Annotated in this window: 15 protein-coding genes; 9 read left to right on the top strand and 6 right to left on the bottom strand. The window is 44.2% G+C overall.

The genetic code is table 11. From position 1 onward, the window contains the following. Positions 1–740 precede the first annotated feature (740 nt). Together BUR42_RS14985 and BUR42_RS14980 are read right to left on the bottom strand one after the other, a co-directional pair. Complete coding sequence (locus BUR42_RS14985; protein ID WP_074240001.1) at positions 741–1,934, bottom strand: pyridoxal phosphate-dependent aminotransferase; 1,194 nt, start codon at positions 1,932–1,934, stop codon at positions 741–743. 98 nt (positions 1,935–2,032) lie between these two features. Continuing rightward, complete coding sequence (locus BUR42_RS14980) at positions 2,033–2,437, bottom strand: DUF1573 domain-containing protein (RefSeq protein ID WP_074240000.1); 405 nt, start codon at positions 2,435–2,437, stop codon at positions 2,033–2,035. A gap of 197 nt (positions 2,438–2,634) precedes the next feature. Between BUR42_RS14980 and BUR42_RS14975 the strand changes: the two genes are divergently transcribed. The 5 genes from BUR42_RS14975 to BUR42_RS14955 all read left to right on the top strand — a co-directional run bounded on the left by BUR42_RS14975 (position 2,635) and on the right by BUR42_RS14955 (position 8,485). Further along, a complete protein-coding gene (locus BUR42_RS14975) occupies positions 2,635–5,034 on the top strand; it encodes an alpha-ketoacid dehydrogenase subunit alpha/beta (RefSeq protein ID WP_074239999.1) in 2,400 nt (799 codons plus the stop codon). Between the two features lie 120 nt (positions 5,035–5,154). Then, positions 5,155–6,090 carry a DnaJ C-terminal domain-containing protein gene (locus tag BUR42_RS14970; RefSeq protein WP_074239998.1) on the top strand — a complete coding sequence of 312 codons (936 nt, stop codon included), beginning with the start codon at positions 5,155–5,157 and terminating at the stop codon, positions 6,088–6,090. A gap of 11 nt (positions 6,091–6,101) precedes the next feature. Next, positions 6,102–6,446 carry a hypothetical protein gene (locus tag BUR42_RS14965; RefSeq protein WP_074239997.1) on the top strand — a complete coding sequence of 115 codons (345 nt, stop codon included), beginning with the start codon at positions 6,102–6,104 and terminating at the stop codon, positions 6,444–6,446. A gap of 755 nt (positions 6,447–7,201) precedes the next feature. Then, complete coding sequence (locus tag BUR42_RS29770; protein WP_159442276.1) at positions 7,202–7,360, top strand: hypothetical protein; 159 nt, start codon at positions 7,202–7,204, stop codon at positions 7,358–7,360. Between the two features lie 168 nt (positions 7,361–7,528). Then, positions 7,529–8,485 (top strand): D-2-hydroxyacid dehydrogenase, encoded by a 957-nt coding sequence (locus BUR42_RS14955; RefSeq protein WP_074239995.1) that lies wholly within the window; start codon positions 7,529–7,531, stop codon positions 8,483–8,485. Positions 8,486–8,546: 61 nt separating this feature from the next. Here BUR42_RS14955 and BUR42_RS14950 read toward each other — a convergent pair whose 3' ends face one another. Both BUR42_RS14950 and BUR42_RS14945 read right to left on the bottom strand, forming a co-directional pair. Further along, entirely contained in the window at positions 8,547–9,257 is a 711-nt protein-coding gene (locus BUR42_RS14950; protein WP_074239994.1) for a YebC/PmpR family DNA-binding transcriptional regulator, read from the bottom strand. 177 nt (positions 9,258–9,434) lie between these two features. Then, a complete protein-coding gene (locus BUR42_RS14945; protein ID WP_074239993.1) occupies positions 9,435–10,931 on the bottom strand; it encodes an amino acid permease in 1,497 nt (498 codons plus the stop codon). Positions 10,932–11,128: 197 nt separating this feature from the next. Here BUR42_RS14945 and BUR42_RS14940 point away from each other — a divergent pair, with 197 nt between their 5' ends. The 4 genes from BUR42_RS14940 (at position 11,129) to BUR42_RS14925 (ending at position 15,006) form a co-directional block, all read left to right on the top strand. Beyond that, entirely contained in the window at positions 11,129–12,508 is a 1,380-nt protein-coding gene (locus BUR42_RS14940) for a dicarboxylate/amino acid:cation symporter (RefSeq protein ID WP_074239992.1), read from the top strand. Between the two features lie 83 nt (positions 12,509–12,591). Then, positions 12,592–13,293, top strand: a complete 702-nt coding sequence (locus BUR42_RS14935; protein WP_084185578.1) for a DedA family protein — start codon at positions 12,592–12,594, stop codon at positions 13,291–13,293. Between the two features lie 79 nt (positions 13,294–13,372). After that, a complete protein-coding gene (locus tag BUR42_RS14930) occupies positions 13,373–14,623 on the top strand; it encodes an MFS transporter (RefSeq protein ID WP_074239991.1) in 1,251 nt (416 codons plus the stop codon). 2 nt (positions 14,624–14,625) lie between these two features. Beyond that, on the top strand, positions 14,626–15,006 hold the full coding sequence (locus BUR42_RS14925) for a VOC family protein (protein ID WP_074239990.1): 381 nt from the start codon (positions 14,626–14,628) through the stop codon (positions 15,004–15,006). Here the strand turns inward: BUR42_RS14925 and BUR42_RS14920 are convergent. Next, positions 15,003–15,464, bottom strand: a complete 462-nt coding sequence (locus BUR42_RS14920) for a MarR family winged helix-turn-helix transcriptional regulator (RefSeq protein WP_074239989.1) — start codon at positions 15,462–15,464, stop codon at positions 15,003–15,005. The genes BUR42_RS14925 and BUR42_RS14920 overlap by 4 nt on opposite strands. 99 nt (positions 15,465–15,563) lie before the next feature. After that, positions 15,564–16,145 (bottom strand): YceI family protein, encoded by a 582-nt coding sequence (locus BUR42_RS14915; RefSeq protein WP_074239988.1) that lies wholly within the window; start codon positions 16,143–16,145, stop codon positions 15,564–15,566. Positions 16,146–16,262: the final 117 nt, after the last annotated feature.

Here is a 16,262-nt window from a genome sequence, read left to right as displayed (position 1 = left end):
GGAGACCCCATTTCATTGACCTCATTTAAAAGGAAAGGTCCCGAGGAATCGGGACCTTTGCATTTTAAAATTCCACGTTATGAAAACTAGCGAAAGGTACTATGCGGTTAAGCACAATACCCACCTTGTCTTTTCATTACATGACAATAATATGAAAAAATACTAATGATGTGCCCGCTATTATGGCGGAAATTTCCTTGAAATCGTGGATTTTAAATTGCAATCGGTTGGAAAAAGATAATTCTTGATATTAGGGAAAAAAAATACGGCTCTGTGAACAGAGCCGTTTGCCTTTATAAATTCCACGTTATGAAAAACTGATACAAAAATATGTTGATTAGCTAAAACGTTTTAGTTTGTCGCCGTTTTTTTACATAATGTTGATAATGCAAAGGTCGCGCCATTTTCCCATTTGTCAAAATTATACAAGTTAAATTTTTGCTAAGCAGGTTTAGAATTTTGTCTAACATGTATCTAAATTTTTACTATCTAACTTTTCTTCCTTTGCGTCCTGATTACACAGTAAAAATAGGCAATAAAATCGTATTTCAAAACAACAATGTTGTAAAAAATGGATGTTTTTGCCAAAATATGATATATAGAATTTATTGTAATGCAAATATCCTCTATTCATAGGCGTTCCAGCCATCCTATTGAGAAACATGATTTTTGTCATGTTTCAGAAGAATAATGTTTTTTTAACATGATCTTCCCGCTTTTTACCCGCTTATTGGCAAGATTTAAATTTTGCCCGGATAGATTTCGAGTGCTTTTTCCAGCGTTTTCATCGCTTTTGTGATAGATTCCTTATTTATTACATAAGCTAACCGCACTTCCTGCTTTCCAAGCCCCGGAGTGGCATAAAAACCGGTTGCAGGAGATAACATAACGGTTTGCTCTTCATATGAAAAGGACTCCAGCAGCCATTGGCAGAATTTATCCGCATCATCAATGGGCAAACGCGCCATTGCATAGAACGCTCCGCCGGGATTGGGGCAGAATACACCAGGGATCTTATTCAGTAAGGATACCAGGGTATCGCGGCGGCTTTGATACTCCGCTTTGATGGCATCAAAATAATTATCGGGGAGGTCTACTGCGGCTTCTGCTGCAATTTGAGCGAAACTGGGCGGGCTAAGACGGGCCTGTGCAAACTTCATCACGGAGTCAAGGATCGTTCTGTTATGAGTAACTACAGCCCCTATACGTGCACCGCAGGCGCTGTATCGCTTGGAAATAGTATCAAACACTACCACATGGTTATCCATGCCGGTAAGGTTCATAGCAGAAATGTTTTCCCCGTCATAACAGAATTCTCTGTAGGCTTCATCAGAGAACAGGAAGAGATTGTGTTTGAGGCAGATCTCCTTTAACACTTCCATTTCTGCACGGCTATATAAATAACCGGTAGGGTTGTTGGGGTTACAGATCAGGATGGCCTTTGTTTTGGGCGTGATCTTTTTTTCAAAGTCTGCTATCGGCGGCAAGGCAAAGCCGGTATCAATAGATGAAGTAACAGGAACGATGTTTATGTTCGCTTCTGTGGCAAATCCATTGTAGTTCGCATAAAAAGGTTCCGGTACAATTACCTCATCTCCGGGATCCAGGCAGGCCATGAAACCAAACAGGATGGCTTCCGAGCCACCTGTTGTTACAATGATCTCTGTATGATCTACCGTAATATCAAACTTCTTATAATAACTAATGAGTTTGCGGCGATAGCTTTCATTACCGGCGCTATGGCTGTAGTCCAGGATCTTAAAAGTGGAATGTCTTACCGCGTCCAGCACTGGCTGAGGGGTTTCGATATCCGGTTGGCCAATGTTAAGATGGTAAACGGTCACTCCTTTCTTCTTAGCTGCTTCTGCATAGGGGACCAGCTTACGAATGGGAGAGGGTGGCATGATCTGTCCACGCTGACTGATATTAGGCATTTGGTGTATTGTTTAGCGGTGCAAAGGTATTGTAATGAAGTATAACAAAAAAAGCCCCCGTGATGAACGGAGGCTTTATATGCGAAAGATTTATCTGATTAGTTCTCTACCGTACCGGTAAGGATCAATTCTTTCTCCTGTTCAACTCCCTTCAGTTTGAGATAGATCGTTTTTTGCGGTTTACCTACCTGATTGGCGCTGTAAGTTGCAGTGATCTTACCGGCTTTACCAGGAAGGATAGGTTCTACCGTCCAGTTAGGAACAGTACAACCGCAACTGGCAGTGGCCTTTTCGATCAATACAGGCTCTTTGGAGATATTCGTGAATTCGAATGTGATCGTTACAGGTTTGTTGAATTTGGTTACACCAAAATCAATATTATCTTTTTTAAACTTCACCTTGGTATCAACTGCATTCGTTGCACCGGATCCATTCTGTGCCTGGGCAAACACCGCGGTGGTTACCAGCAAACTTGCAAATAGGGATAAGATAATTTTTTTCATCTTTTAAAATTTGGTTTTTATCGATCGGTTAAAACGTAATAGTTCCTACCAGTTTCCTCAACAAATTTACGGCCAAAAATTGAACCGCAGGTATCAAGATATTAAATATTTCTTAAAAATTTAAATATTTGAGGAAATCAACAGGGCATTTACCCATTCATCAATTTCCACTACATTTGTGCTTTAACCAGGTAAGCATGATCGAAAACAACGAATTAGCTATGAATATGCAGAGCCAGTTGTCATTTGAGCAGTTCCGGAAGGAGGTATTGAGTGATTTCAGGCTAGCCTGTATCAGTAGAGAAGTTAGCTTACTGGGCCGCCGGGAAGTATTGACCGGTAAGGCCAAGTTTGGCATTTTTGGCGATGGTAAGGAAATTGCGCAGATCGCTATGGCTAAATACTTTAAGCCGGGTGATTTCCGTTCGGGGTATTACCGTGACCAGACGTTTGCCTTTGCCAGTGGAATTGCTACCGTAGAGCAGTTTTTCTCGCAACTCTATGCTGATCCTGATATCAATCATGATCCTTTCTCTGCCGGCCGGCAGATGAATTCTCATTTTTCCACTTCCAATATAGATATGGAAGGCAATTGGTTAAACCTTGCCTCCATGAAGAACAGTGCTGCGGATATGGCACCTACAGCTGCACAGATGCCCAGGGCACTGGGGCTGGCTTATGCTTCCAAGCTGTTCCGGGAAGTACCTGAATTACAGCAATATGAGCATCTTTCCCGTAATGGAAACGAGGTTTGTTTTGCCACTATCGGCGATGCTTCCACCAGCGAAGGGCATTTCTGGGAAACCATGAATGCGGCGGGTGTTTTACAGGTGCCTTTAGTTGTTTTTGTTTGGGATGATGGTTATGGCATCTCTGTACCAAAGAAGTATCAAACTACGAAGGGTTCTATCAGCACTGCATTGGAAGGATTCAGAAAAACAGAGAATACAAACGGTTTCGAAATATATAACGTTAAGGGATGGGATTATGCCGGCTTGTGTGAAACTTTCGAAGAAGGAATCCGCAAAGCACGCGAAACACATGTTCCTGTCCTTTTCCATGTAGAAGAGATCACACAGCCACAGGGGCACTCTACTTCAGGTTCTCACGAACGTTACAAAAGCCGTGAACGCCTGGCCTGGGAAAAAGATTTTGACTGTAACAGGAAGATGCGTCAATGGCTGCTGGAAAATGCACTGGCGGATGATGCTGCCCTGCAGCAGATTGAAGCAGAAGCAAAGGTTATTGCGCAGGAAGGCCGTAAAAACGCATGGGATAAATACATTGCTCCTATTAAAGATCAGGTGCAATTGTTCCTGGAGCGTTGCCAGGCTATCCTGGATGAAGGCCGTGGAGATGTTGCATACGTTTCCCAGCTGATGCAGGAGATTGCAGCTAACCGTGAACCACAACGCAGGGATATCCTGAAAAGTGCTTTTGGCATTATTTTCAGGCACCCACGTAATTTCTCCGGTGCCCTGGATGAAATGCAGTTGTATTACGATAACCTTCTTCTGCAGGAAAAAGAGAATTACAATACTTTCCTTCATGCCACCGGTGCTAACTCCGCGCTGGAAGTTCCGGAGGTGCCTGCTGAATATGCAGAGGACGCACAGATGCTGAATGGCTATGAAATACTGAATAAATATTTCGATCAACTATTCTCTTATCACCCGCTGGTATTTGCTTTCGGAGAAGATGTAGGTAAGATCGGCGATGTGAACCAGGGCTTTGCAGGTTTGCAACAGAAGCATGGCAAAGAGCGTATATCCGATACCGGTATCCGTGAACTGACTATTATGGGGCAGGGTATTGGTATGGCTTTACGTGGTCTTCGTCCAATAGCAGAGATCCAGTACCTGGATTATATGTTATATGGCCTGCAGCCACTTAGTGATGATGTTGCTTCCCTGCAATACAGAACAAAGGGCACACAATTCTGCCCGATCATTGTGCGTACACGTGGTCACCGCCTGGAAGGTATCTGGCACTCCGGTTCACCAATGGGGATGATCATTAATTCTTTGCGTGGCATACACATCTGTGTTCCAAGGAACATGGTACAGGCGGCTGGTATGTATAATACATTGCTGCAGGCACATGAACCTGCAATAGTGATCGAATCATTGAATGGTTATCGCCTGAAAGAGCGGTTGCCGGAGAACCTTAAAGAATTCACCGTACCATTGGGTATTCCGGAAGTGTTGCATGAGGGATCGGATATTACCATCGTTTCTTATGGTTCCACGCTGCGCATCATAGAAGAAGCTATGCAGATCCTGGACCAGCAGGGTATCTCCTGTGAGTTAATAGATGTGCAGACTTTACTGCCTTTCGATATTCATCATTCTATAGTAGAGTCCCTGAAGAAAACGAACAGGATCCTGTTTGTGGATGAAGATGTTCCGGGAAGCGGAACAGCTTTTATGTTCCAGCATGTGATGGAAAAACAGGGAGGGTATCGTTACCTGGACGTAGCGCCGCGTACACTGGCTGCCCAACCGCATCGTCCTGCATATGGGACTGACGGGGATTATTTCTCCAAACCGAATGTGGAAGATGTGGTAAAGGTGGTACTGGAAATGATCAGAGAGTAGCAGTTTTTATTTTATTATATAATAAATAACGCGCCCCCTGTATCATTGCAGGGGGTGCGGTGTTTTACCGTTCACTGTTTCAAACAACGAACTCCGGTTTAACGTTATATTTTAAGAGATATGGAATACAAAGATTATTATAAAGTATTAGGCATAGATAAAAAAGCCAGTGCGGCAGATATTAAAAAAGCATACCGCAAACTGGCGGTGAAATACCATCCTGATAAAAATCCGGATGATAAACTGGCGGAAGAAAAGTTCAAAGAACTGAATGAGGCATATGAGGTGTTGGGTGATGAAGAGAAGCGCAAAAAGTATGATGAATTTGGAGAGAACTGGAAATACTATGAACAGGCAGGAAGCAATGGGGGGGATTTTGACTGGAGCAAATGGCGCTCAGGGCAAGGGGCTGGCCGGCAACAGCAATATGACGATAGTATGTTCGGAGATGGGAGCCAGTTCTCTGATTTCTTTGAGCATCTTTTTGGCGGTGGTTTTGGCAGTCGTGCTCAACAAGGGCGTGGCCGTAGTAACAGGCGGGGTGGCGATCTCCAGGCCACGATGCAGGTGAGTTTGCAGGATGTATATACCGGAGCCACACGCCAGATAGAGGTAAACGGACAGAAACTCAATCTCAAAATAAAACCCGGCACTTATTCAGGGCAGGTACTCAGGTTAAAAGGGAAAGGCCAGCCGGGGAGAAGTGGGGGAGAAGCAGGTGATCTGTTGATAGAAGTAAGTATCGCTCCTGATGCGCAATTTGAACTGAAGGGAAAAGATGTGTATATGGAAGTGCCTGTTGATCTTTTCACGGCAGTTCTAGGCGGGAAAGTGCAGGTAGCTGTTCCGGGAAGTCCTTTACAGTTAAGCATACCTGCCGGTACTGATAGCGGAAGGCTGTTCCGGTTGAAAGCAAAAGGTTTACCAGTTCCCGAGGGAAGTAAAGAAGTAGCCGGGGATCTTTATGTAAAGGTAAAGATCACGGTGCCGGGCCAGTTAACAGAAGAAGAACGTAAGTTATTCACCCAATTAGCAGAGATGAGAAAGAAACCATAAAATCCAATGATATGCTACAGTCATTTGATTACCTGGATGAGGTATTGGCTACGCAACATCGCCATGAGGCAAGTACATTGCCTGAGTATTATGCAAGTGAATTACTGGAAGCCCTGGGTTATCAACCGGACCAGGCTGCAGAAGCCCTGGCCCGGGCCATGAGGGCATGTGCGGCGCTTGGCATGCCCGTAGCTTTAAATTTCAGAAGAACCTATTGTTGCTATGAAGGCCAGATGAATGAAGACTGGCAATTAACCCCTTTAGCCAGCTATTTCCTTGTCATAAATTGTGATCCCTCCCATCCTGCAGTGGCCGGTGCGCAACTGCATATTCTAAGAAAGCATCGTTCATTGTAAAATGTAATCTGCTGTTTTACAATAATTTATTTGTTCATTCTCGTTTTTTATTCATTCCCTGTTCATTATCCATACAACTAAAGTTGGATAATGGAAATATCTATATTGCAACGGTATCACTGATACATCAAGACAGAAGAAAATTGCTTAGACGGTTCAAATAGGCTGAAAACAGGGGCCGTTCTCAATGAGGCGGCCTCTTCAGTTTTGACCAAACCATGAGTTCTTTTTCCTTTGATATTCGTAACTTCAGTGCAGAATAGTAAAAATAGTATTAACCATCATCCATGAATAATCGAAATCTATCGCAAATGCTTCTGCAAACGCGATTGATCACTGACTGAGTTCAGTAAACCTGGCCAGGTTTTTATTTAAATACTTTAACCATCATCCTTTGATTGCTGACAATGTCAGAAAAAACTGACCAGGTTCTTTTAAATTATCCTACCCTAATTTTATTATTTTTGTACATTGGAATGTAGTTTTATATCAACCAATACATTCCTGTCTAAACCTGCATAAATTCCATTTAGCTTATTATCGTCTTTACTGTTTGTCAGCCCCGGGCTCAAGCCACTGATATATGTATCCATTAGACAATTGAGTACAATAGTGCATCAAAATTGTATTGTCTAATTTAAAAGCGTTCAAACCTACGTTTTATGGAAGCAAGATGTATCAGGTGTAGCAACATTGTGCAATCACACAAAAAAATCTCAGAGAGCAGATGCAAATGCGGAGGCCAACTGCAAAGGATGCGTTTTATCCGGCTCATTGAAGGTATGCATCCACTTGGCAAAGAGCACAATCTCCAACTTAATGGTAAACTATGTTATGGCACTTATCGTTCTGTGTATGGGAATTTCATCATCGACAAGGTGAATAACATTTTCACAAAGATCAATATGCCATAAAAGTTTTTTCTCTGCAAATTAGAATTGTATTGTTAATCTCCGGCGCTGTCAACGTTATATAAAGGGCTTTTTGTATGGTTTTGGTTAGGCCTTTCTATATAATAATGGCAGCGCCTACCCATTTGCTGATTTATCCCGTAAATTTATCCCTGATCAGCACTTTTTCTCATGAATATAGTTGTATTGGATGGCTATGCCCTTAATCCCGGAGATTTAAGCTGGGATCCTCTTCATGCTCTTGGTAATGTAACGGTTTATGACAGGTCCCTGCCTGAACAGGTGGCAGAACGGGCCAGCCAGGCGGATATCATTCTCACCAATAAAGCCATTGTAGACGGAGATACGATCAGGCGTTTGACCCGTTTGCGGTACATCGGCGTAATGGCTACAGGTTACAATGTAGTGGATATTAAAGCTGCTCAGGCGCAGGGCATCATCGTTGCCAATGTACCTGCATATGGCTCGGCTTCTGTTGCTCAGCTTACTTTTGCCCTTATACTTGAACTATGCCTGGGAGTGGGAGTTCATGCGGACAGTGTCAGAAAAGGAGAATGGGCACAAAGTAAGGATTTTAGCTACTGGAAGATGCCATTAATGGAACTGCAGGGTAAAACCATCGCTATCATCGGCTTTGGGCAGATAGGAAGGACGGTGGCAACCATTGCGCTGGCATTTGGGATGGAAGTGATCGTTAGCCATAAACATCCGGAAAGGGATAAAATGGCTGGTGTTACTTTTAAAGACCAGGCCACCTGCTTCCGGGAAGCAGATATTGTGTCCCTTCATTGCCCTCTGAATGCAGAAAATAGGGGTTTTGTGAATGCAGATCTGCTGGCTACCATGAAACCTTCGGCTTTCCTGATCAATACCAGCAGGGGGCCGCTTATCAATGAACCGGACCTGGCGGCTGCATTAAATAACGGTGTTATTGCCGGGGCGGGACTGGATGTACTGTCTACCGAACCTCCTGCAGCAGATCATCCGCTTTTCCCTGCCCGGAATTGCCTGATCACGCCGCATATCGCCTGGGCTACACTGGATGCCCGTAAGCGGCTGATGAATAAAACGGTGGAGAATGTGCAGGCTTTTCTGCAAGGTAATGCTCAGAATATTGTAACAGGCTAAAAAAAGAACCCGGAACCGGACGTGCTGCGCCTGATTCCGGGTTGTATCGTATAAAAGAGAATTACTTCAGATTGTAGAACACCTGCTGCACGTCTTCATCCTGCTCCAGCCTGTCAATCATTTCCAGTACTTCTTTTGTTTGTTCTTCATTTAATTCCACCTGTGTGGTTGGAATCCTGTGTAATTCAGCGCTGATAACAGGCATACCTCTTTCTTCCAGCGCTTTGGACATATTACCGAATTCGCTGAAGGCAGCCCGGAGGATGATATTACCCTCTGTATCCTCTCCAATATCTTCCAGCCCGAAATCTATCAGTTCCAGCTCCAGCTCTTCCAGGTTCTGTCCTTCGTTCTTGATCTTGAAAACCCCCATCCTGTTAAACAGAAATCCAACGGAACCGCTGTTTCCAAGGCTTCCGCCTCCTTTATTGAAGTGCATCCTTACATTGGCAACGGTACGGGTGGTGTTGTCTGTAGCAGTTTCAACTATTACAGCCACGCCATGTGGTGCATATCCTTCATACACAACTTCATCGTAATTAGTTGTATCCTTACCCATGGCACGCTTGATAGCAGCTTCCACACGGTCTTTAGGCATATTCACACCTTTCGCATTCGCATAACAGCGACGGAGTGCTGGGTTGTTGTCTGGGTCCGGACCGCCTTGTTTAACTGCCATGGCTATTTCCTTGCCGATCCGGGTAAACTGTTTGGCCATGCGGTCCCAGCGGGCAAACATGGTATGTTTTCTTACTTCAAATATACGTCCCATAAAGAATTACAAATTATAGATCACACAATATGAATGGTCAGCATCCTGCATTGCGTAACGTGGGTGCAAATTTATTAAATTCCTTTGTAGTGGCGCAAAAATTTGTAGTGATGCGCCCTGAAAGCAAAAAGCTGCCTTTGAGTAGAAGGCAGCTTTTTGCTATATAATATTTATTATTTATTTCAGGCTTTTGCGCACTTTACTGTTCTTAACGCTATAGCCAAAGTAGATAAGCATACCGATCAGTAACCAAACACCTAAACGTTCCCAGTTCTCTCTGCCGAGGCTCACAATCATGGCCAGGCAAACGAGCGCTCCCAGGATGGGAACAAAAGGAACCAGCGGGGTTTTGAAAGTACGTACTGCTTCAGGATTACTTTTGCGCATTACAATAACACCGATGCAAACCAGTACGAAGGCAAACAAGGTACCAATACTGGTCATGTTTCCTACCACATGGTCTGGAATAAAGCCCGCGAACAAGGATACAAATACCAGGAATAACAACTGGGATTTATAAGGTGTGCGGAATTTAGGATGCAGATCAGAGAATATCTTAGGTACTAATCCATCTTTAGACATAGAGTAGAATACACGTGTCTGACCCAGCAACATCACCAGTATCACAGAGCTGAAACCTGCGAGGATAGCTACCGTAATAAGGGTAGATAACCAGCCGTAACCAGGCATGTAAGTGTCAATGGCATATGCAACGGATGCTTCACTACCTGATTTCAGGAAATCCTGGTAAGGAGCAACGCCGGTGAGTACGTGAGAGAACAGTATGTACAGGATAGTACAAACCGCGAGGGAAATAAGGATACCGAAAGGCATGGTCTTAGCCGGGTTCTTTGTTTCCTGCGCTGCAGTAGAAACCGCATCAAAACCAATGAAGGCAAAGAATACGATACCTGCGCCCGTCATCACCCCGGCAAAGCCGTTGTTCCAGAACTTGGAATAATCCACTGTGGACCCATCACTCAGGTTTACTACACCAGCAGTTTCAGGGATCATATAAGGAGTGTGGTTAGCAGGGTTAATGAACTGCCAGCCAAGTATAATGAAAAGGATAACGATACAAACTTTTACTATTACGATGATGGTATTTACCACGGCAGATTGTTGCGTACCTCTTACCAGCAGGAGGGAGATAAGCAGCAGGATAAACATTGCAGGGAGGTTCACAATACCGCTGACGCCAGCCTCAGAAACCTGGAAGGGAGAGTGGCTCCATTCATAAGGTATAGTTTGGCCGAATGTAATGAATAGCAACTTGTTGAGATACTGGCTCCAGCCGATAGCCACGGTAGCCGCTCCTAAGGCATATTCCAATACAAGGTCCCAGCCGATGATCCAGGCAACAAACTCACCCATGGTGGCGTAAGAATATGTATAGGCACTTCCCGCGATAGGGATCATGGAAGCAAATTCAGCGTAACACAGACCAGCCAGCGCACATCCGATAGCTGCAATAATGAAGGAGATGGTAACCGCAGAACCTGCATGCGCTCCGGCAGCAGCAGCTGTTCTAACAAAAAGTCCCGCACCGATGATAGCGCCGATACCCAACGCAACCAGTGCCCAGGCACCTAATGTACGTTTAAGACCTTTCTCAGAATCGGAAGCTTCAGCGAGCAAAGTTGACAGAGGTTTTTTAGCAAAGAGCATGCTCATACTTAGTAGTTGTGGTGGTTGATATAAGCTTTGTTTGTTTAGATTTTTTACAGATCGTCAAATATAGTATCTAAAACTCTAACACCGTATTTTTATTTTATGAATGCATGCAATTGCATTTTTATGGGGATTTTCCGTCCAGAACCTTATTTTTGGGCGATTTTTTTGCGTTATTACACTAAACTAAACCACCTCTAATGAATAAGAAGCAGGCAGCCCTCATTGCATTGGTCCTTATATCTATCGTTGCTATCCTTCATACCCTGGTGCATCTTGACCTGGTCAGCATTCCGGGGGCAGGGCTGGCCGTTAGCCGCTGGCTGGCAATTGCTTCCATTATATGGTTTGCTATCAAAAAACGCTCACTCACAACCTGGATCCTGGTAAGTATGGTGGTTGGTGCAGAAGTGGGGCACGATTGGCCAGGAGTTGCTGTCAACTTCCAGGTGATGAGCAAGATCTTCCTGTCCATGATCAAAACCATTATTGCCCCCTTGTTATTTGGTACGCTGGTGGTAGGTATTGCCGGTCATTCGGATATCAAGCAGGTGGGAAGGATGGGCTGGAAGTCCCTGCTCTACTTTGAGATCGTTACTACTATCGCTTTATTTATAGGTCTTGCCGCTATCAATATCAGCCAGGCGGGTGTTGGGATCAATATGCCACCCAATGCCTTACATGAAAAACTTCCGGAAACCAAACCTCAGAACTGGCAGGATGTGGTGCTGCATGTGTTCCCTGAAAATATCGCCAAATCCATTTACCATGGGGACATCCTTCCCATAGTGGTGTTCAGTGTGATCTTTGGTATTTCCTTATTACTGGTGAAGGAAAAGTTCCGCGGGCCTATGCTTAGCTTTTGTGAAAGCCTGTCCGAGGTGATGTTTAAGTTCACCAATATTGTAATGTATTATGCCCCGATAGGGGTAGGAGCTGCAATAGCCTTTACCGTAGGGCATGGCGGTTTAGCCGTATTGGGTAATCTTTTACAATTGCTGGCCACATTGTATGTAGCCCTCCTGGCTTTCATGCTTATTGTGTTTGTGCCGGTAGCCCTGATCATCAAACTGCCTATTGGCAGATTTATCCGGGAGATCTCCGAGCCGGTATCTATTGCCTTTGCCACCACCAGTTCCGAGTCTGCCCTGCCAAAAGCCATGGAGGCTATGGAAAGGATGGGAGTACCTCGTAAAGTGATCGCTTTCGTAATGCCAACGGGATATAGTTTCAACCTGGACGGTTCTACCTTATACCTGGCGCTGGCCTCTATATTTGTTGCCCAGGCTGCAGGCCATCCGCTTAGCTGGGGCCAGCAGATCCTGATGGTTTTTACCCTGATGCTGACCAGTAAAGGTGTGGCCGGTGTACCCCGGGCTACGCTGGTGATTATTTTAGGTACGGTACATTCCTTTGACCTGCCTACCTGGCCCGTTTTCCTGATCCTGGGTATTGATGAACTGATGGACATGGCGCGTACTTCCGTGAATGTGATAGGAAATTGCCTGGCCACTGCGGTGATCGGCAGGTGGGAAGGGGAAGTTGACTTTACCAAGCTTCCGCCTGAAACAAAAGCCTAGTGCGGCTTTTCATAAAATATTAACTTAGTCTTGACAAATAATAGGCTATTTTTGGCCGTCTATTCAATTTTTTAAACATTAGCATGGATCAGATCATTGAGTTTTTTAAACATTTAATTAGTCCGGAGTGGATTATTCAACATGGAGGATTGTATCTGATCCTGGGAATTATTTTTGCTGAAACAGGGCTGTTTGTAGGTTTCTTCCTTCCGGGGGACTCCCTGCTTTTTGTGGCTGGTATTTATGGAGAAGAATTAAGCGCGAGCTTTTTTAATATGCCCTTTGTAGTAATAATGGCCCTGATTGCGATCATGGGTATCCTGGGTAATATGGTTGGTTTCTGGTTCGGTAAGAAATCAGGTCCGCTCTTATTTAAAAGAAAAGATACTTTCTTATTTAAGAAGAAACACCTTTGGCAAGCCAAAGAGGTTTTTGACAAATATGGTGCGGGAGCAGTTTTCATTGCGCGCTTCCTGCCGGTAGTTCGTACGTTCACGCCTATAGTTGCAGGGATTGTAAATATGGAGCGTAAGAAATTTATGTTCTGGAATGTGGTAGGCTCTATATCCTGGGTTTTTTCCATGATGCTCGCAGGTCATTACCTGAACAAAGCGTTCCCGAACCTGAAGGATCACCTGGAATGGATCATTATCATTATTGTGGTGATCACCACCCTGCCTGTGATCATTAAACTGGTATTTGGGAAAAGTACAATACACGCTCATTTTGATGAATTTGGCAATCCAATAGAGCCACCTGTAGAAAAAGAAGAAATAAAATCGTAATATTATTTCATAATATAAAGAGACACAATTATTTTGTGTCTCTTTCTTTTTTAGGGTATACCATTAAATATCAACCTTTATGAATTCCGCCGGCAAACCCGTTAAGCTGATTAATGCAGCTGTTATTGTAGCATCTCTGGGTTATTTTGTAGACATCTACGATCTTCTCTTATTTGGTATTATACGTATTAAAAGCCTTACATCCCTTGGTGTTACGGGTGATGATGTAGACAGGATAGGCATGTACCTCATCAACATCCAGATGGTGGGTATGCTTATTGGTGGCATCATATGGGGAGTGCTGGGAGATAAACGCGGGCGTTTATCCGTACTGTTTGGCTCTATCCTTTTGTATTCTGTGGCTAATATTGCCAATGGTATGATCGGTGGCGAGCATGCCATTGCATGGTATATGATCTGGCGTTTTGTGGCCGGGTTGGGGCTGGCTGGTGAATTGGGCGCTGGTATCACCCTGGTTTCGGAAATACTGCCAAAAGAAAAACGTGGCCTGGGTACCATGATCGTGGCCAGCGTGGGGATCTCCGGTGCAGTGGTTGCTTATTTCGTCTCAGAGTATTTCGGGGACAACTGGCGCATTTGTTATTATATCGGCGGATCCTTGGGCCTCGCATTACTGATCCTGCGGGTGAGTGTGGTAGAGTCCGGCATGTATAATAGTATCAAGCAAAGCGGAAATGTAAGTCGTGGTAACTACTTTAAATTCTTCACCAGCAAGGAGCGTTTCTTCCGTTACCTGAAATGTATTATGATAGGCCTGCCTACCTGGTTCGTTGTGGGGATCCTTATGACCTTCTCTAATAAATTTGCAAAGGAAATGGGCGTAGAAGGGGCTATTGATCCGGGCAAGGCCATTATGATCTGTTATGCAGCGCTTACTTTCGGCGATTTTGCCAGTGGCTTTATCAGCCAGATGATGCGCAGCAGAAAGAAGGTGTTATATATCTTTTATACCCTTACCCTGATCAGTGTTATTTTATACTTTAACGCATACGGGATCTCCGCCACCGCATTCTATACCATCTGCGGCCTGATGGGCTTTAGTGTTGGGTTCTGGGCGATATTTGTAACAGTGGCTGCAGAGCAGTTTGGTACCAACCTGCGTGCAACGGCTGCCACTACTGTTCCTAACTATGCACGGGGATTGCTTCCGGTGATCTCCTTACTTTTCACCGGTTTGCAGACGGCAGGTGTCAGTTATCTGCACAGTGGTTTCATCACCGGTATTGTTTGTATCGCATTGGCTTTCGTTTTCGCATTCTCTATGCAGGAAACATTTGGCAAGGACCTTGATTATGTAGAAGAAACATAATTATGTTCAGTTCCCTAACGCCCATGTTGAGTACGGGTAATATGCAGGCAACAATTGATTTTTACATTAACACGCTTGGTTTTGAATTGGATAACTCCCTTCGGGATGAGGAGGGGGATTTTAGCTGGGCATCGCTGCGTAACGGTGAGGTTATTATCATGTTCCGGTTGCCTAATGTGCATATGAATGAACAAACGCTCGCATTAACCGGGAGTTTGTATTTCCGTACAGATAATGTTACCCAGCTATGGGAACGGTTAAAGGATTCCACAGATGTCGTATACCCTTTAGAGGATTTCGATTATAATATGCGCGAATTTGCAATCAGGGATTGCAACGGGTATGTGCTCAATTTTGGACAGCCTTTGGCGGACGATGTTTAATAACCGTTCAATAGTTTATCCAGCAATTTATTCAACTGTACCACTTCCTTTTCGTTGAGGGACGATTTCAACGTATCGTCCAGCGTACCTATTTCCCCGTCGATGGTTTTGAGGAGCTGCAGGCCTTTGGGTGAAATGATAACGTCTACCGCTCTTCTGTCCAGCTCACAGCTTTTACGTTCCACGAGACCTGCTTTGCGCAATCTTTCCACCAGGCGGGAAACATCGCTCATTTTGTCCAGCATCCTTTCTTTGAGCATATTGATGCTCGCTGCTTTTGGATGTTGGCCGCGCAGGATCCGCAGGATGTTGAACTGCTGCATTGTAATGTCATACTGCTTGAAAAAATGCTGGTGTTTTGAAATGATCCAGTTCCCCACGAAGATCAGACTTATTAACCCCTTGTGGTGCTCGCTGGTAAAGGTTTTGATTGAAATCAGCTTTTCGATATTGGACATATGTGGCAAAAAATATAGCGCAATTTAAATGATATGGAGATACAAAGCGCAATTGCTAACGCCTTCATCCAGTTAGGTTTACGTGTAAATTCTACACAGTTATTGTTTAATAAACTCTAGTTTTAGTTCTATGTCCACCATTTTGTCCACCACTGTTCCCCCTGCTTCGGTGAGCTTATCCCATTTAAGGTTATAATCAAACCGGTTGATGTAAGTATTTGCTTTGAATCCTGCCCGTTGCTTGTTTTCAGCATCTTTTACAGTACCGCCGTAGCTGACATTGAATTTTACCCGTTTAGTCACGTCACGGATCGTAAGATCTCCTTCCAGTAAGTATTTACCTTCTGAAACCTTGGTAAGTGAAACACTTTTAAACGACATTTTGGGATACTGCTCTGCATTTAAAAAATCATTTGATCTGAGGTGTTTGTCTCTTGGGTCATTGCCTGTGTTTACGCTTGCTACATCTACTGTAAAGTTGATCCGTGCATCTGAAAAATCCGGCTTGGCGGCCTTCAATTCACCATCAAAACTTTTAAAACTACCGTCCACTTCAGAGATCACCAGGTGTTCTACAGAAAAATTAACGGAAGAATGGTCCCTGTCTACCTTCCATGTTGCTGCCTGTGCCAGTATGCTTAGCGGGCTGCATATCAGCACTACAAAAAGTAGCCTTTTCATGATATGGTCTTTTTGGGATGAGATGTAATATAGATTCTGGCCGTGCTATTGGTGTACCTGACAAACTGTTAACCTTAAACGCGCCCTAAAGTTACGAAGATCAGTTGTTATAACGCT

Source organism: Chitinophaga niabensis (assembly GCF_900129465.1).
GTDB lineage: Bacteria > Bacteroidota > Bacteroidia > Chitinophagales > Chitinophagaceae > Chitinophaga > Chitinophaga niabensis.
Note: the sequence above shows the minus strand (reverse complement) of the source record. Positions and strands in the feature narration are given on the sequence as shown.

What these genes read in the sequence shown, in the direction of transcription:
- BUR42_RS14965 (WP_074239997.1), top strand. Translation starts at nt 6,102, where the DNA reads ATGCTACAGTCATTTGATTACCTGGATGAGGTATTGGCTACGCAACAT.
- BUR42_RS14940 (WP_074239992.1), top strand. Translation starts at nt 11,129, where the DNA reads ATGAATAAGAAGCAGGCAGCCCTCATTGCATTGGTCCTTATATCTATC.
- BUR42_RS14980 (WP_074240000.1), bottom strand. Translation starts at nt 2,437, where the DNA reads ATGAAAAAAATTATCTTATCCCTATTTGCAAGTTTGCTGGTAACCACC.
- BUR42_RS14920 (WP_074239989.1), bottom strand. Translation starts at nt 15,464, where the DNA reads ATGTCCAATATCGAAAAGCTGATTTCAATCAAAACCTTTACCAGCGAG.
- BUR42_RS14925 (WP_074239990.1), top strand. Translation starts at nt 14,626, where the DNA reads ATGTTCAGTTCCCTAACGCCCATGTTGAGTACGGGTAATATGCAGGCA.
- BUR42_RS14945 (WP_074239993.1), bottom strand. Translation starts at nt 10,931, where the DNA reads ATGAGCATGCTCTTTGCTAAAAAACCTCTGTCAACTTTGCTCGCTGAA.
- BUR42_RS14975 (WP_074239999.1), top strand. Translation starts at nt 2,635, where the DNA reads ATGATCGAAAACAACGAATTAGCTATGAATATGCAGAGCCAGTTGTCA.
- BUR42_RS14930 (WP_074239991.1), top strand. Translation starts at nt 13,373, where the DNA reads ATGAATTCCGCCGGCAAACCCGTTAAGCTGATTAATGCAGCTGTTATT.
- BUR42_RS14950 (WP_074239994.1), bottom strand. Translation starts at nt 9,257, where the DNA reads ATGGGACGTATATTTGAAGTAAGAAAACATACCATGTTTGCCCGCTGG.
- BUR42_RS14970 (WP_074239998.1), top strand. Translation starts at nt 5,155, where the DNA reads ATGGAATACAAAGATTATTATAAAGTATTAGGCATAGATAAAAAAGCC.
- BUR42_RS14955 (WP_074239995.1), top strand. Translation starts at nt 7,529, where the DNA reads ATGAATATAGTTGTATTGGATGGCTATGCCCTTAATCCCGGAGATTTA.
- BUR42_RS14985 (WP_074240001.1), bottom strand. Translation starts at nt 1,934, where the DNA reads ATGCCTAATATCAGTCAGCGTGGACAGATCATGCCACCCTCTCCCATT.
- BUR42_RS14915 (WP_074239988.1), bottom strand. Translation starts at nt 16,145, where the DNA reads ATGAAAAGGCTACTTTTTGTAGTGCTGATATGCAGCCCGCTAAGCATA.
- BUR42_RS29770 (WP_159442276.1), top strand. Translation starts at nt 7,202, where the DNA reads ATGCGTTTTATCCGGCTCATTGAAGGTATGCATCCACTTGGCAAAGAG.
- BUR42_RS14935 (WP_084185578.1), top strand. Translation starts at nt 12,592, where the DNA reads ATGGATCAGATCATTGAGTTTTTTAAACATTTAATTAGTCCGGAGTGG.